Below are 14,299 nucleotides of genomic sequence, written 5' to 3'. Positions count from 1 at the left end.
ATGCTCATGATAATTACCCGTTTCTATTGATGTAAAAATTTTTGCTATTTGTGAAAATATTGGTGTTGTTTGTGTTTAATGACAGTCTTTTTTTAAAATGGGTAAGACTCATTTCTATTAATAAGATTTAATAAATTGCAGGATATTCTATCTCCTTTATTCCTACAAATAATAAAAGATCTCCTGATTCGTATTCCACGGAAATTTCGTTCTCAACAGCGAAGTTCCGGGTTCCAATTCTAGAAGTAATATTCAGACTTTCGCTGCTTAGCGGCCAATTCAGACCTTTTGTGGTTATATTGGTCGCTGATGGAAATGGATAAAGCGAAATCATCCTATTTTTTACTCCTCTCAGTGTAACGTATTTAGGAATAAAGTAGTATTCAGAAAACTCATCATAAAATTTAATATTCATTACATCTTTGAATGCATACGCCACGGTAAGATTTCCAAGAAAATGATCTTGTTCGCCTCCGCTTCCTCCCAATACATCAACCTTAGAAAAGCCTCTTTCCTGAATGATTTCCAATGCTTTATGAAAATCTGTTTTTTCCTGATCAAGGGTAAGAATAAATTTTTCCCCATACATATCCTCATCTGATCCGGAATGAGAATCAAAATCACCGGAAATAAAATCCATTTGATCCAGGGGAAATCCCATCTTTTTTAAATAATGGAAAGCACCGTCTGTACATGCGATTAAGCCATAATTTTCAGAATTGGGTAATGATTTCGGAGCGTCTCCGTTGATGAAAAGTAATGCTTTATCGTTCATTCGGGTTCCAGTATTCTTCCGGTTCGTTGTTCAGTTTTGAAATATATCTGGCCAATACAAAAAGATAATCTGAAAGCCTGTTTAAATATTTAATCAATTCGGGACGCACTTCTTCCGATTCATTTAAAAATACCAGTGAGCGCTCTGCTCTCCTGCAGATGGTTCTTGCTGCGTGCAGAAAAGTCGCAGATTTTCCTCCGCCCGGCAGGATAAAATACTGAAGCGGCTCCAGCTTTTCATCAAAAGTGTCCATCCATTGTTCCAGTTCTTCAATTTCTGTCTCTGAAATAATGATAGGAAGCCGTGATTTTCCGTTAGCAAGCATCAGTTTATTCACTGGAGTTGCAGCTTCGGAACCTACTGTAAATAAATCAAACTGTATTTTCTTCAGCTGTCTCAACACTTCTTCGTCCTGGATGTGGCTTTTCGCAATCCCGATGAATGAATTCAGCTCGTCTATATTTCCATAACTGTCTACCCTTGCACTGGCTTTGGAAACCCTTGTTCCACCATATAGTGCAGTCTGACCTTTATCTCCTGTTTTTGTGTAAATTTTCATAGTACTAAAATACTTTTTTTTGAACAATGTAAAAAGTAAAATCTGGTATGAGCGCTGGATTCTGACCAAAAATATAACTGATATGCGAAATGATTTTAATCTTATTCTACCAATAGAGGTTTTGCGCAGACTGATCGTACTTTGCCTGCTGCCCAGCGACTGTGCACAAAAAATGGCCGGGAGAAACCGGCCATATCCAAATTATTTATTTACCTCTACGTATTGTATGATGGTCTGGTTTTTTGGGTTGTAGATAATGGTACTACTGTTGGGAAATCTTTTCAGCTTATAATACTGAATATTCTTATCAGATTTGATATCTTCCAGAATACTGGCATCAAAAGTATTATCAGGAAGGAATTTTGATAAAAAACTTATCTTATCAATGATGCTTTGACCATCAATTTTACGGGCTGTTTTTTCAGATTTACTTTCGTCGGATGTTGGCTGGCCTTCGAGAAATGGGAGCAAAACGGCTATGTCTGCTTTGTATTTAAAAATATATCCTTCAGATCTTCCGGGAATCTTAATTTTCCTGCCCTTCTCTTCAGAAACGACAGAAGGTCCTTTAGCTGGAAATACGGTATTAAACTTAACATCTTCCGAATGGGTTAAAGAATTAATAGATTCATTCACTGTTTTCTTTACCGTTTCCTCTACAGCCTGCTGTGCTTTCTGCTGTACAGTTTCTGTTGTTCTTTGAACCGTCTCGTCAATTTTTTCCTCTATCTTATTGCATGATATTAATAAAAAAGCGGTGATTACAGGCAAAATATACTTCTTCATAATTCTAGTTTGGCGATTTCTTTTATTAATATACTTTTCTTCTAACGCAAAAGTAGGGATCAATATTTTAATAAAGAAAAAATATTTTTTCAACATCAAAAATCCTACTGACAAACTGTTGTCATAACCCTCTCCTACCTTTGTATCAGCAACAAACAAAAAAATAACATTATGACAACTACAGCAACAGCCACTAAACAATTTATGACTTCTGAACAGCTGCTTAACGACTGGCAGGGACACCGAAATCTTACAAGAAGAGTCATTGAATCTTTTCCTGAAAAAGAGCTGTTCGAATTTTCTGTGGGCGGAATGAGACCTTTTGCAAAACTGGCAGTGGAACTGATCAGCATTGGCGGGCCAGCTTTAAAAGGAATTGTGGAAGGAAATATGGAAGCGTACAGTGAAGAAGCATTTAATCCGAAAACCAAAGAAGAACTGTTAAAGAAATGGGATGAAGAAACAGAAGTGATTAACCATTATTTTAATCAGATTTCTGAAGAACGTTTTCAGGAGACTTTCAATTTATTCGGACAATATGAATTTCCTGTATATCAGAACATTCTTTATTTTGTAGACAACGAAGTTCATCACCGTGGACAAGGCTATGTTTACCTGAGAGCTTTAGGAATTGAGCCTCCTTTCTTCTGGGAAAGATTTTAATAAAAAAGTGAAAGGTAAAATCGCGAAAGGCGGAGATCCTGAAAATTATCCATGCAATGTCATTTGTTACTGGTGATTTTCCTCCATCTTAACTACTCATATCATTTTTGCTACAAACAAATTTAGCTTTTTGCAGTTTTACCTCAGCGTATTAACTATTTCATTTATTGCCTCAATCAAGTCTTTAAACCTCAACAGCTGTCTTGTTGGGGTTTATTATTGATGTTTATCTATCATTTTTACCAGCAGTTCTTTCAGACGTATACGGAGACTTTCCGGCTCCAGAACAGTGGCATAATCTGCAAAAGTAATAATCCATCTTGGGAATCCATCATTGATCCATTCTGTTTCAAAAGTAAGTTCTACTCCGTTTTCTGTCTCTACTTCCTCGGTTAATCCGTAATATTTTTTAGAATTTACCAGGTGATTCATTATTTTTTTGTCAACCAGCAATTTGGCTTTAGCCTTATTCCCATTGGATTTTTTACGATAATCATTCACTTGTCCGTATTCCTGCAAATAGGGATTCTGAGTTCTCGAAATTTCTAAAATCCTGTCGATACGAAATTGTCTGAAATCTTTCCTCAAGGTACAGTATGCCATGATGTACCACACGTTAAATTCAAAAAACATCCCGACTGTTTCAATGATTCTGTTATCTACCCTGCCGTCTATAGTTTTATATCTGATAAGAAGCTGATTTTTTTCTGCTATACTTTCCAGAATAATAGGAATCACATTTTTAAGGGAATCTCCGGAATCGGTCTGAAAGCTGAAAACATCAATCTGTTTTTCGATATTCTGAATCAGGTTTTTATCGGAATGCCGCAATACTGAACGAACCTTTTCCATAGCCGCCTGATAATGACTGCCTAAACTTTGGTGGGAAAATTTCTGCATCAGCTTCTCTGCAGTGATAAAACTTAAGACTTCTTCCTTGGTAAACATAATAGGAGGAAGCTTGTAGCCATCCATTAAAGAATAGCCGTTACCTGCTTCTCCTACAATGGGAATTCCTGCATTTTCAAGGGTTTTTACATCACGGTAAATGGTTCTGATACTTACATCAAATTTTTCAGCCAGATCCTGCGCCCTTACAATTGGCTTAGACTGTAATTGGGTAAGAATAGCAGTTACCCGATCGAGTTTTTTTAGATAATGATCGTTCATGATAAAGCAAAGCTAAAATTCTTTTTTGAGGTATGAATTATAACGAGGAAGCTTTTTAGTTTTCCTTGTAAGTATTGACCAGTTTATCAAGATTAAGGCTGCGGGCTGAGGCATCAAAAATCTCACGGTAGGTTCCTTCTTTACTGTAAAGCTCATCATGGGTTCCGTTCTCAACCACTCTTCCTTTTTTCATGACATAAATGATATCAGAATCCAGAATCTGGGAGAGTGAATGGGAAATGATGATCACAGTTCTGCCTTCTTTTATGGCATCCAGAGAATTTTTGATCTGCTCTGTAGCGATGGCATCAAGGCTGGCTGTCGGCTCATCCAAAAAGATGATGGGAGGATTTTTAAGAAATAATCTTGCAATGGCAATTCTCTGCTGCTGTCCTCCGGAAAGCTGTGTGGCATCATGCTGATACTGGTCAGGGAGATCCATAATCTGGTCGTGCAGATAAGCTTTTTTAGCAGCTTCCTGAATTTCCCCGAAACTGGCATTCATATCTCCGTACCGGATATTATCTTCTATGCTCCCCTGGAAGATATGGTTTCTCTGAAGAACAAGACCAAGATCACTTCTCAGAAAAGTATTATCAAATTCATTAAGATTGACTCCATCCAGAAGAATATCTCCTGAATCCGGAAGATAGAATTTACACAAAAGATTAATAACTGTGGATTTTCCTGCACCGCTTAATCCTACCAAAGCCGTTGTTTTTCCGTTTTCAATTTTCATGGAAACGTCATGTAAAGCTTTTGTACCGTTTGGATACGTGAAATCAACATTTTTTAATTCAAAAGTTCCTCTGATTTCCTTTTCTACAAAACGCCCATTAGATTCTGTCTCGTCATCTGCATTCAGAATATCAAAATAACCTTCCGCATAAATCATGGCATCGTTCATGTCATCATAAATCCTGTGAAGCTGGCGAATAGGTGCAGAGACATTGTTGAAAAGCATGATATGAAGCATAATAGCTCCAATAGTCATCTGCTGGTCCAGCACAAGATAAACGGTTAAAAGGATGATCAACACCACCCCGAACTGTTCGATAAAGGTTTTCAAACCATCATAGATGAAATTGGTTTTTCTTGTAATCATCTGGCTCTCCATTAATTCCATCTGGAGATCATACTGCTTTTTCCCTTCGAATTTTTCGCGGACAAAGCTTTTAATCACCATAATAGAATTAATGAGATTGAGAAGTCCGGAAGTCTTTTTTTCCCTTTGATTTCTAAGCTGACGGCGAACTCCGTTCAGTTTTTTCGCCTGCAGAGAGCTGATGTAAAAGTAGATCGGAACAATAATCGTAGAAACAAGCCCCACATACACATTCTGCATGTACATGATGATCAGTGCGATGATGGCATTGGAAAAAAGCGGCAGAATATCAATAAAAAAGTTTTGAACCAGTTTGGTCAGGCTTTCTATACCCCGGTCTATTCTGATCTGCAATTTTCCGGATTGATGGTTTTCATCGTTAAAGTAAGCGACTCTGTATGTCAGGATTTTATCAATTGCCGATTGTGCGAGTACAGAACTCACATTAATTCTGATTTTTTCACCATAAAATTTCTGTCCGAAGTTGATAAAAATATTCAGAAGTTCTTTTCCCAATAAAATGACAGAAATGATAATGAGAATATGAATTCCTTCTGACATCGGGTGCGGAAGATGGGTAAGCTTGGTCACCTCGTCCACTGTATACTTCAAAACAATCGGGTTTACCTGTGCTGCCAGAGCTCCGAGAAAAGTAAGAAACAGGGTTCCGTAAATCATGGGACGATAAGGTCTGATGAATGGTACGAGCTGCTTATAAATTCCGAATAAAGTAACGGTTCTGTTAAAAGGTTTTGCCATTAATATTGTTTATAGAACCAAGTAAATGTAAGCCTTTTTCAAAACAATTCATAGAAATACCCCACTTAATGCAACTGGAACTTTTATTTGGCTAAAAATTGAAGTGATGTTTTTCAGAAACGATCCCCATGAATTCATTATAGCTTTCCTTTGAAAATCAACCATTTACAAGCTGAAGAAATACTATCCCTACTTTATTCTGCTAGATATCTTTCAGTAAAAATATTGCATTTTCAATTGTTTCATTTTAGATACAACAATTAAAATTCTTTTTTATACATTTGTACCATCATTAAAAAAAGACGAGATGAATACCAACCAAAAAGCACTTGTAAAAGCAACAGTGCCAGTTCTAAAAACCAATGGCACAGATTTAACAAAGCATTTTTATACCAGAATGTTTACGCATAATCCTGAACTTAAAAACCTGTTCAATATGAGCCACCAAGCCAGTGGAAAACAGCAACATGCCTTAGCCGGAGCTGTACTGGCCTACGCCGAACATATTGAAAATCCGCAGGTACTTATCAATGTTTTACAGTCTATTGGAAATAAACATGTAAGCTTAAATATCAGTCCGGAGCAGTATGATATTGTAGGTTTTCATCTGATTTCCTCAATAAAGGAAGTTTTAGGAGAAGCAGCTCATGATGAGCTTATAGAAGCATGGACTCAGGCATATAACGAGCTAGCCCAGATTATGATCTCGATAGAACATGAGCTGTATGAATCTGCATTGAAAAAAGAAGGAGGCTGGAAAGGCTGGAGAGCTTTTGTAATTGCAGATATTGTAGAGGAAAGCGATGAAATAAAATCATTCTATCTAAAGCCGAGGGACCATCAATTAATTGCAGATTATCTTCCGGGGCAGTACATTTCAATAAAAACATTTATTCCTGAATTAGGACACGAGCAGCCCAGACAATACAGCCTATCTTCAGCATTCAATCCTGAATATTACAGAATTTCGGTTAAAAGAGAAAAGAATGGCCAAAACTTACCTGATGGCATTGTTTCTAACCAGCTGCATCAAAAGAAAACAGGGGATGAACTATGGGTAAGCGCCCCTGCAGGAGTTTTTTATGCCCATCCTGAATCTGAAAATCCATTGGTACTCATAAGCGGTGGTATAGGAGCCACTCCATTACTGAGTATGCTGGAAACCCGGAAGAATACTCTACAAAACAGCACAGTAGTCTGGCTTCACAGCTGCAGAAACGAAAAAGTACACGCATTTAAAGATCATATAAACCATTTGAATACAGACAATCAATGGTTAACCACTCATATTTTTTATGAAACCGTTGATAACCATTCTGACCCTGTTAAAAAAGGAAGAATAAACTTACAGGAAATAAGGGATGAAATTCTTATTGATAATGCAAAGTATTATATTTGTGGTCCTGAAGCATTTATTAAAGCTCAATATAATTCTTTACTACAGTTAGGCATTGCCAAAGAGGATATTCTTTATGAAGAATTCGGGCCCCAACTGCTTCATTTAAATTAGCAATTCATGAAACTGAACCACTTTACTGATTATAGTTTGCGCGTCTTAATCTATTTAAATCAAAATGATAAGGCCTCTTCTTCTTTGGATGAATTGTCTGAAAGACTTAATATTCTGCGTAATCATCTCATTAAAGTGGTTCAATTTCTGTCTAAAAAAGAGCTGGTGTTAACAAAAAGAGGAAAAAACGGAGGAATTACCATTTCTGAGAAAGCTCAGAAAAAAGGATTAGGAGATCTTATCCATTTACTGGAACAGGATGACAGCCCAATCATCAACTGTTTTTCAAAATCTTGTGTATTTGTGTCTTATGAATGTAAGCTGAAATCCTTCTTAGATATCGCTTATCAAGCTTTCATCGACAGTATGAACCAGCATCAATTATCTGACCTCGCTTTTAATAATTGGGAAATCATATTTGCCGGGCAAGAGAATACAGCAAACCAAACCTAAGACCTGCTCATTACAGCAATCCTTATATTTAATTTCCAATATCCTAATTTTTTCTTACAAAGTCTTAGAAAAAAAGCAGTAAAGAATTTTTCTGCGAACCTCTTCCTATCCTTCAAACAGATAAGTAGTAAGGTAGTGCAGCTCTTTTCTGCTGGCTTCTTTAGACTCTGCTTCTGCCTGCTCCAGAGAATATTGTGAATTAATTTCCTTTTTCTGCAAAACAAATGAATTATTGGCGTTCTTATCTACCACATCATTAAAGATATGCTCAATTTCAGAATTGGCTAAAGTAGCAAAGCTGACTTCTTCAAAACCATGCAGCAGCCTGAGATCATCAAACTGACTGAAATTTTCACTGACGAATCCCTGCAGCTGTGCTTTTGAATCAAAATTACCTGCCCAGATATTATAAGCGTATTTCTTCTTTTTAGGTTTATCTAAAATACTTTGATAAACGAAGTTTTCACCGAGATATGCTTCTCTTACCTGCGGATCGTTTGCCAGATCTTCCGGAAGTCCTTCTTTCAGGATCTTTCCTTCAAACATAATGTAGGTTTTATTGGTAATGGCCAGAGTCTGCTGTACGTTGTGGTCAGTAATCAGAATTCCGATGTTTTTATCGACAAGGCTTCTTACAATTTTCTGGATATCTTCCACGGCAATCGGGTCTACCCCCGCGAAAGGCTCATCCAGAAGAATGAAGTTCGGGCTTGTAGCCAGACAACGAGCAATTTCGGTTCTACGTCTCTCTCCTCCGGAAAGAAGATCTCCTCTGTTTTTACGAACGTGCTGTAAAGAAAACTCTTCAATGAGTTCATCACATTTTATCTGCTGCTCACGCTTGGAAAGCTTGGTAAGCTGCAGTACTCCCATAATATTTTCCTCTACGGACAGCTTTCTGAAAACCGAAGCTTCCTGAGCCAGATACCCTATCCCCTTTTGGGCTCTTCGGTACATGGCATCTGTAGTAATCTCCTGTTTATCGAGAAAAATCTTTCCTGAAGTAGGCTTAACCAATCCTACAATCATATAAAACGATGTGGTTTTTCCTGCTCCGTTCGGACCCAGCAAACCAACAATTTCTCCCTGTTGAACCTGTACAGAAACGCCTTTTACAACTTTTTTAGGACCGTATTCTTTGATTAAGTTTTCTCCTCGTAAAATCATAGGACAAATATATCAAAAATATAAACTTCCCTTACAGGTTAATGTCAACTTGTTTGCGTTAAATGTAAACTTATTCATTTCCAAATCATTGTAACTTTTCACAATTTTGATCTACTTATAGTAAAAACATATCAAACACTTAAAATAATACAAAATGGAAAATTACGGGTATACAAAAACAGAAAATGCACAAAACCAGCAGAACAGTATTCCTTACCGTTCAGAGAAAAAAATTCCTGCAGCTTTATTGGGAATTCTTGTAGGCTGGCTGGCTTTAAATAAATTTTACCTGGGATATACGAAAGAAGGAATTATTCAGGTGTCCCTGAATATATTTACTTTAGGAGCGGCCTCTATTATTCCTTTTATTGAAGGAATTTTATATCTTTTCATGAGTGATAAGCAATTTGATGATACGTATGTTTATGGAAAAAAAGGCTGGCTGTAATATTCAGTAAATAGGTATAAAAAAAGCTGTTCTTATGGAACAGCTTTTTTGCTTTTATTACAGGTTCGGAATATTACTCGGGAGGACAAGCCAGATGATTGATTGTACATGGATGCCAGATTCCTTTACACCATGTTCCGCAGTTCGGATTGTCAATAATAATGTCGCCGCCTTTGATTTCCTTCAATTGATTTCTCTCAATTTTTTTAAGATTTCTCATAAATAATTTTTTGATGTTGTAATTATTTCGTTTCTCGAAATTAGTTTAACTCAAAAATACCTGATTTATCTATTCGAAATGGTCTTGCAGAAGCAATTAACTAAACATTAACGTTCTTTTCCCGATCCTTACTTCTATAAGTTTTATTTATTCAGTAAGATAGCAGCCTCTTTTGCAAAATAAGTGAAAATCATATCTGCTCCTGCTCTTTTGAAACAGGTTAAACTTTCAATGATTGTTTTATCATTATCCAGCCAGCCATTCTGAGCTGCCGCTTTTACCATGGCATATTCTCCGCTTACATTATAAACGGCGATAGGAAGATCAATGGCTTCACGTACTTTGGAAACGATATCCAGATAAGGAAGGCCCGGTTTGATCATGATAACATCTGCACCTTCATCAATATCTTTGAACACTTCATTCAATGCTTCACGGGTATTGTGGAAATCCATCTGATACGTTTTTTTATCTTTCGGAATTTCCATATCATCTTTTGGAGCGCTGTCTAAAGCACTTCTGAAGGGTCCATAGAAAGAGCTGGCATATTTGGCCGCATAGCTTACAATTCCTACATCAGTAAATCCGCTTTCTTCCAATGCTTCACGAATAACCAATACTCTTCCGTCCATCATATCACTTGGAGCTACAAGATCTGCCCCGGCTTCTGCATGAGAGACCGACATTCTTGCCAGTGCATCATTGGTAGCATCGTTCAGAACTTTTCCGTTTTCAATAATTCCGTCGTGTCCGTAGATGGAATAAGGATCCAGGGCCACATCCGGCATTACAATCATTCCGGGAACGGCATCTTTGATTGCTTTGATCGTATTCTGCATTAATCCGTCTTTATTCCATGCTTCTTTTCCGGTATTGTCCTTAAGATGTTCAGACACCTTCATGTACAAATTGACAGCTTTTACACCCAAAGAAAATAATTCCTTACATTCCCTGACGGTTAAATCTATACTCCGCCTAAAAATTCCCGGCATAGACGGGATTGCCTCCTGCTTGTTTTCGCCCTCCATTACGAAGATCGGCATTACAAAATCATCAGTTGTAAGCACATTTTCTCTTACCAAACTTCTGATAGATTCATTAACTCTAAGTCTTCTATTTCTTGAATGTATCATTTTGGAATACTTTTTGAATAAGTTTCTACAAATTTAATATAAGTTCTACAAAAAACTATTGTATGACATTGTAGAATGTATTACATTTGTTATATATATTCGAGAAATTATAAATTTGATGAAAAAACTTTTACTTTTATTTCTATTTGTAGGCACTTTTGTTGGATTTTCCAACAATTTAAAAGCTCAGCTTAGAGAGCCGGGTTCCATCACTCAAAAAGCGGATGATGGTGTATTGCTTGCCTATCCGAATCCTGCAAAGGATTTCCTTATTATTAAGGCAAAAGATTCTTCTTTAAGAATCAAAAGTGTGACTTTTTATTCCATTTTGGGTATGCAGGTCGCTAGTTATACAGTCAACATGAATTCCGGCGAAATCAATATTGAAAAACTGAAGCCCGGAAAATACATGATCCGTTATATTTTAAGTGACAATACGCAGAAAGTTACTCAAATCGTAAAACAATAAATTAAAATCCTGATAATCATCAGGATTTTTTCTTTTTACATGAATTCTGTTTTAATATTTCCGTAACTTTCGGGACTTTTTAATACTAATTGTAAAAAGAATATTTTTAATGCTAAAAGCTGAACATATTAAAAAGACCTATAATGCCGGAAAAAAGGTCGCGCTGGATGATTTCAGCATCCATGTCCCAAAAGGCAGTATTTATGGGCTTTTAGGTCCCAACGGAGCCGGAAAAACTTCTTTTATCCGTATCATTAACCAAATTACTCAGGCCGACTCAGGAAATATCTTCATCAATGGAGATCAACTCAACCCCACCCATATCAAAGATATTGGTTATATGCCGGAAGAAAGAGGCTTGTATAAAAATATGAGTGTCGGCGACCAGATTCTTTATTTTGGGGAACTGAAAGGAATGAGCAAGAGTGATGCTTTGAATGAGGCCAAAAAATGGTTTGAAAAACTGCATATCGACCAGTGGTGGAAGAAAAAGCTTTCGGAACTTTCTAAAGGTATGGCTCAGAAGATTCAGTTCGTGGTAACAGTTCTACACAGACCTCATCTTTTAATTCTGGATGAGCCTTTTTCAGGCTTTGATCCTGTAAATGCCAACTTAATCAAAGATCAGATCATTGATCTCAAAAATAATGGTACCACGATTATTCTTTCTACCCACAGAATGGAAAGTGTGGAGGAAATGTGCGATTATGTTGCTCTGATCAACAATTCCAAGAAAATTATTGACGGAAGGGTTTTTGATGTAAGGGAAAAATTCAAGAAAAATATTTTTGGGGTTACCCTTTCTGAGGTAAGCAGTGAGCAGTTTGAGAATTTCAAAAGCAACTATGAAATATTCAATTTGTCGAATGAAAATAATCTTGTTTCTTTTGACCTGAAAAATGAAGAAAGCCAGAATAAAGTACTTCTGGATCTGGTACAGGTAGGAAAAGTGAGGTCATTCGACGAGAGAATTCCGAGCATGAATGAAGTGTTTATTAATGCTGTAAGTAACCATCCTTAATTTTATGAATAATATTTTTTTAATTACGAAAAGAGAGTTTCTTACACAGGTTAAGAAAAAATCTTTCATTATACTGACTTTGCTGGCGCCGGTAATGATTATTGCTTTTGGAGCGGTGATTGGGCTTATGTTTAAAGCCAATGAGTCTCACAGTATCATAGAAGTGGTTGATAAAAGCGGTCTGTTTACAGACCAGCTGAAGTCTAACGAGAAATTAAACTATGTTTTTGTTTCTGCTGCGGATGAAAAATCCAAGATCAACAATTTAAAGGGAAATGAGTCTCTGGACGGCATTCTGATTCTTCCTGAACTGAAAAATCAGAATTTTGATGAACTTGAAAAGGATACAAGACTTGTCATCAACAGTAAAATCGGGTTTGATACAAAACAGAGAATTGTTTCTGATATCAGCAATGTTGTTAAAAAAGAAAAAATAAAACAACTGGGTATTCAGGAGGCTCAGCTTAATGATCTGGATAAAAGCTTCACGCTAAAGACCATCAACGTGACAGATAACAATAAAGAAGACTCTGATCTTGCGTTTGGAGTAAAATCCGGGCTGAGCATGGTTTTGATGTATGTTACTTTCATGTTCATTATCATTTATGGGGTAAGAGTGATGCGAAGTGTGCTGGAAGAAAAGAACAACCGTGTTGTGGAAATTATTATTTCTTCTGTAAAGCCTTTTGAACTGATGATGGGTAAGATTTTAGGGGTAACTATGGTTGCACTGACTCAGTTTATCATCTGGATCACCATGTCTGTAATTGGAGCACTGGTTTTAAATACCGGCTTCTCTCCTCTTCAGAAGAATATCCCTGGCGGAAATGAAGAAATCACTGCTAAACTGGATATGGGACAGCTTGCTACACAAATTTCCCACAGTTTACTGGAACTGAATTTCCCATTGATTATTTTTGTATTTATTGTGTTTTTCCTTCTGGGATATATATTTTACAGCTCTATTTATGCAGCCATTGGTTCTGCAGTAGATAACGAAACTGAGACACAGCAATTCACTTTATTTGCCATTTTACCATTAACATTAGGGATGTATGGAAGCTTCACATTAATGAACAATCCGGACGGTCCCCTGGGTTTCTGGCTGTCTATCATTCCGTTTACTTCACCTGTTGCGATGATTGCAAGAATTCCTTTTGGAGTTCCTGTATGGCAGATTGTACTATCAATCGTACTGTTGCTGGCAACTACTGTTTTTATGATCTTCCTGGCCGGAAAAATCTATCGTGTAGGTATTTTGATGTATGGAAATAAAGCGACCATGAAAGAGCTATGGAAGTGGATTAAAGGATAATTTAATATCAGCCATATAAAAAAATCCCGGAAACTGAGTTTCCGGGATTTTTTATTTTGAAATATTCTATTTTATTGGAATATGTAGCTTAACGTAAGAGCCAGTACCTGTTCTGATTTTTTCTTATCTGTACCTTTGGTTTCTTTTTTAAGACCAGGGTACGTATCACCAAGACCTAAGTCATATTTTACAGCAACTTCAAGTTGTCTTTTGTAGCTATATCCTATTCCTAAACCGATTCCCCAGTTAAAGCTTTTCGCTTTTCCATTCACGCCGGCCGGCTGTGTAGGATCGGTTACGTCCGGATCATAATACGGTCTGTTTAAAGGAACATCTTTAACGTTTTGACTGACCAAAAAGTTAAATCTAGGTCCTAATAATCCAAAGAATTCTGATTCAGCTTCCGAAAAATATCCTTTGAAATAAAGAGGCACACTTAAGTAGTTGTTAGCATATACTGCATCATAACCACTTACTCCTTTAGCATCTTTATCTTTCCCTGTTTCTCCTGCACCATAGTACAGAACTTCCGGTTGAATAAAGAACTGGTTGGTTTTTCCTACGGGGATTAAAGCCAAAGCTCCAGCCTGAAAAGTATATCTTGGGCCCGAAGGATTATGGGCATTGGATACTCTGGAGTAGTTTAAGCCGCCTGTAACACCAAATCTTGTGCTTCCCCATTGCACCTGTGCAAAAGATAAAGCAGAAAGAGTAAGTGCTGAGGCTAATAAAAGTTTTTTCATATG

General features: G+C 36.9%; 15 protein-coding genes and 1 pseudogene. 7 read left to right on the top strand and 9 right to left on the bottom strand.

Annotated features, from left to right (window positions below):
• Positions 1–127: 127 nt before the first annotated feature.
• The 3 genes from BLW74_RS03265 to BLW74_RS03255 form a co-directional block, all read right to left on the bottom strand.
• The gene (locus BLW74_RS03265) at positions 128–775 is read right to left on the bottom strand and encodes a thiamine diphosphokinase (RefSeq protein ID WP_089690011.1); all 648 of its coding nucleotides are present in this window, start codon (positions 773–775) and stop codon (positions 128–130) included.
• A complete protein-coding gene (locus tag BLW74_RS03260; RefSeq protein ID WP_089690010.1) occupies positions 765–1,334 on the bottom strand; it encodes a cob(I)yrinic acid a,c-diamide adenosyltransferase in 570 nt (189 codons plus the stop codon). Before BLW74_RS03260 ends, BLW74_RS03265 begins: the two co-directional genes overlap by 11 nt.
• 201 nt (positions 1,335–1,535) lie before the next feature.
• The gene (locus tag BLW74_RS03255) at positions 1,536–2,120 is read right to left on the bottom strand and encodes a hypothetical protein (RefSeq protein ID WP_139265686.1); all 585 of its coding nucleotides are present in this window, start codon (positions 2,118–2,120) and stop codon (positions 1,536–1,538) included.
• A 171-nt stretch (positions 2,121–2,291) separates the two neighbouring features.
• On the opposite strand from BLW74_RS03255, the gene BLW74_RS03250 reads away from it, so the two are divergent.
• Positions 2,292–2,783: a DinB family protein gene (locus BLW74_RS03250; protein ID WP_089690008.1), complete on the top strand. Its 492-nt coding sequence runs from the start codon at positions 2,292–2,294 to the stop codon at positions 2,781–2,783.
• Between the two features lie 216 nt (positions 2,784–2,999).
• Here BLW74_RS03250 and BLW74_RS03245 read toward each other — a convergent pair whose 3' ends face one another.
• Together BLW74_RS03245 and BLW74_RS03240 are read right to left on the bottom strand one after the other, a co-directional pair.
• Entirely contained in the window at positions 3,000–3,953 is a 954-nt protein-coding gene (locus BLW74_RS03245; RefSeq protein ID WP_089690007.1) for a helix-turn-helix transcriptional regulator, read from the bottom strand.
• Between the two features lie 55 nt (positions 3,954–4,008).
• Complete coding sequence (locus BLW74_RS03240) at positions 4,009–5,736, bottom strand: ABC transporter ATP-binding protein (RefSeq protein ID WP_089690649.1); 1,728 nt, start codon at positions 5,734–5,736, stop codon at positions 4,009–4,011.
• A gap of 388 nt (positions 5,737–6,124) precedes the next feature.
• Between BLW74_RS03240 and hmpA the strand changes: the two genes are divergently transcribed.
• Together hmpA and BLW74_RS03230 are read left to right on the top strand one after the other, a co-directional pair.
• A complete protein-coding gene (gene hmpA / locus BLW74_RS03235; RefSeq protein WP_089690006.1) occupies positions 6,125–7,327 on the top strand; it encodes an NO-inducible flavohemoprotein in 1,203 nt (400 codons plus the stop codon).
• Positions 7,328–7,333: 6 nt separating this feature from the next.
• Positions 7,334–7,780, top strand: coding sequence for an Rrf2 family transcriptional regulator (locus BLW74_RS03230; RefSeq protein WP_089690005.1), 447 nt, complete (start codon positions 7,334–7,336; stop codon positions 7,778–7,780).
• A 441-nt stretch (positions 7,781–8,221) separates the two neighbouring features.
• On the opposite strand, the pseudogene lptB reads toward BLW74_RS03230, so the two are convergent.
• Positions 8,222–8,947, bottom strand: a pseudogene (lptB, locus tag BLW74_RS03225) (LPS export ABC transporter ATP-binding protein); the annotation flags it as partial.
• Positions 8,948–9,101: 154 nt separating this feature from the next.
• Between lptB and BLW74_RS03220 the strand changes: the two are divergent.
• Complete coding sequence (locus BLW74_RS03220; RefSeq protein ID WP_089690003.1) at positions 9,102–9,395, top strand: TM2 domain-containing protein; 294 nt, start codon at positions 9,102–9,104, stop codon at positions 9,393–9,395.
• A gap of 73 nt (positions 9,396–9,468) precedes the next feature.
• On the opposite strand, the gene BLW74_RS22300 is transcribed toward BLW74_RS03220, so the two are convergent.
• Together BLW74_RS22300 and hemB are read right to left on the bottom strand one after the other, a co-directional pair.
• Positions 9,469–9,615, bottom strand: coding sequence for a bacteriocin-like protein (locus BLW74_RS22300; RefSeq protein ID WP_167358367.1), 147 nt, complete (start codon positions 9,613–9,615; stop codon positions 9,469–9,471).
• 143 nt (positions 9,616–9,758) lie between these two features.
• Positions 9,759–10,748, bottom strand: a complete 990-nt coding sequence (gene hemB / locus BLW74_RS03215) for a porphobilinogen synthase (RefSeq protein WP_089690002.1) — start codon at positions 10,746–10,748, stop codon at positions 9,759–9,761.
• 118 nt (positions 10,749–10,866) lie between these two features.
• Between hemB and BLW74_RS03210 the strand changes: the two genes are divergently transcribed.
• The 3 genes from BLW74_RS03210 to BLW74_RS03200 all read left to right on the top strand — a co-directional run bounded on the left by BLW74_RS03210 (position 10,867) and on the right by BLW74_RS03200 (position 13,553).
• Complete coding sequence (locus tag BLW74_RS03210) at positions 10,867–11,217, top strand: T9SS type A sorting domain-containing protein (RefSeq protein WP_089690001.1); 351 nt, start codon at positions 10,867–10,869, stop codon at positions 11,215–11,217.
• Between the two features lie 109 nt (positions 11,218–11,326).
• A complete protein-coding gene (locus BLW74_RS03205; RefSeq protein ID WP_089690000.1) occupies positions 11,327–12,238 on the top strand; it encodes an ABC transporter ATP-binding protein in 912 nt (303 codons plus the stop codon).
• 4 nt (positions 12,239–12,242) lie between these two features.
• The gene (locus BLW74_RS03200; RefSeq protein WP_089689999.1) at positions 12,243–13,553 is read left to right on the top strand and encodes an ABC transporter permease; all 1,311 of its coding nucleotides are present in this window, start codon (positions 12,243–12,245) and stop codon (positions 13,551–13,553) included.
• Positions 13,554–13,624: 71 nt separating this feature from the next.
• Here the strand turns inward: BLW74_RS03200 and BLW74_RS03195 are convergent, their stop codons facing one another.
• Positions 13,625–14,296 (bottom strand): porin family protein, encoded by a 672-nt coding sequence (locus tag BLW74_RS03195; protein ID WP_089689998.1) that lies wholly within the window; start codon positions 14,294–14,296, stop codon positions 13,625–13,627.
• Positions 14,297–14,299: the final 3 nt, after the last annotated feature.

It is taken from the genome of Chryseobacterium culicis, assembly GCF_900108365.1.
Taxonomy (GTDB): domain Bacteria; phylum Bacteroidota; class Bacteroidia; order Flavobacteriales; family Weeksellaceae; genus Chryseobacterium; species Chryseobacterium culicis.
This window is presented reverse-complemented; position numbering and strand designations above follow the sequence as displayed.

Excerpts from the sequence above, each read along its gene's own strand:
- hmpA (WP_089690006.1), top strand. The coding sequence starts at position 6,125 with ATGAATACCAACCAAAAAGCACTTGTAAAAGCAACAGTGCCAGTTCTA.
- hemB (WP_089690002.1), bottom strand. The coding sequence starts at position 10,748 with ATGATACATTCAAGAAATAGAAGACTTAGAGTTAATGAATCTATCAGA.
- BLW74_RS03245 (WP_089690007.1), bottom strand. The coding sequence starts at position 3,953 with ATGAACGATCATTATCTAAAAAAACTCGATCGGGTAACTGCTATTCTT.
- BLW74_RS22300 (WP_167358367.1), bottom strand. The coding sequence starts at position 9,615 with ATGAGAAATCTTAAAAAAATTGAGAGAAATCAATTGAAGGAAATCAAA.
- BLW74_RS03260 (WP_089690010.1), bottom strand. The coding sequence starts at position 1,334 with ATGAAAATTTACACAAAAACAGGAGATAAAGGTCAGACTGCACTATAT.
- BLW74_RS03205 (WP_089690000.1), top strand. The coding sequence starts at position 11,327 with ATGCTAAAAGCTGAACATATTAAAAAGACCTATAATGCCGGAAAAAAG.
- BLW74_RS03220 (WP_089690003.1), top strand. The coding sequence starts at position 9,102 with ATGGAAAATTACGGGTATACAAAAACAGAAAATGCACAAAACCAGCAG.
- BLW74_RS03200 (WP_089689999.1), top strand. The coding sequence starts at position 12,243 with ATGAATAATATTTTTTTAATTACGAAAAGAGAGTTTCTTACACAGGTT.
- BLW74_RS03195 (WP_089689998.1), bottom strand. The coding sequence starts at position 14,296 with ATGAAAAAACTTTTATTAGCCTCAGCACTTACTCTTTCTGCTTTATCT.
- BLW74_RS03240 (WP_089690649.1), bottom strand. The coding sequence starts at position 5,736 with ATGATTTACGGAACCCTGTTTCTTACTTTTCTCGGAGCTCTGGCAGCA.
- BLW74_RS03210 (WP_089690001.1), top strand. The coding sequence starts at position 10,867 with ATGAAAAAACTTTTACTTTTATTTCTATTTGTAGGCACTTTTGTTGGA.
- BLW74_RS03250 (WP_089690008.1), top strand. The coding sequence starts at position 2,292 with ATGACAACTACAGCAACAGCCACTAAACAATTTATGACTTCTGAACAG.
- BLW74_RS03265 (WP_089690011.1), bottom strand. The coding sequence starts at position 775 with ATGAACGATAAAGCATTACTTTTCATCAACGGAGACGCTCCGAAATCA.
- BLW74_RS03255 (WP_139265686.1), bottom strand. The coding sequence starts at position 2,120 with ATGAAGAAGTATATTTTGCCTGTAATCACCGCTTTTTTATTAATATCA.
- BLW74_RS03230 (WP_089690005.1), top strand. The coding sequence starts at position 7,334 with ATGAAACTGAACCACTTTACTGATTATAGTTTGCGCGTCTTAATCTAT.